At 63.5% G+C, this 400-nt stretch carries 1 protein-coding gene; it reads right to left on the bottom strand.

The features are described 5' to 3' along the window. Positions 1 to 400: acyl-CoA dehydrogenase family protein (locus AABA84_RS34915; RefSeq protein WP_338314366.1), on the bottom strand; the 400-nt coding region annotated here is incomplete at both ends.

Here is a 400-nt window from a genome sequence, read left to right as displayed (position 1 = left end):
GAACAGCTGGCACCAGATCTTTTCACCCGAGGCCAGCGGCGGCAAATAGGTGCGCTTATGCTCCTCGCGCGCGAACGCCATCATGGTCGGCCCGCACATGCCGTGGCCGATGATGAACATGCGGGACAGCAGTCCGAACGGCCCCTCTTCCTGCTGCCAGATCACGCGCTCGATCGGCGATGAGCCGCGGCCGCCATATTCCTTTGGCCAATGGAGGCAGGCCCAGCCGGCATCGGCCTTCTTTTTCTGCCAGGCTTTTGCGACGTCGAGAATGTTGGCGTTTTTCAACTGCGTGCGGCCAAGCGAGGATTTGCGCAGCTCGTCCTCGTATTGCTTGGGCGCATTCGCACCGATCCAGGCGCGCGCGGTGGCGCGGAACTCGGCTTCCTGCGGGGTGTCG

This window comes from Bradyrhizobium sp. TM239 (assembly GCF_036247985.1).
Lineage (GTDB): Bacteria > Pseudomonadota > Alphaproteobacteria > Rhizobiales > Xanthobacteraceae > Bradyrhizobium > Bradyrhizobium ottawaense.
The sequence above is the reverse complement of the archived record's forward strand: the minus strand, read 5'-3'. Positions and strand labels throughout refer to the sequence as shown.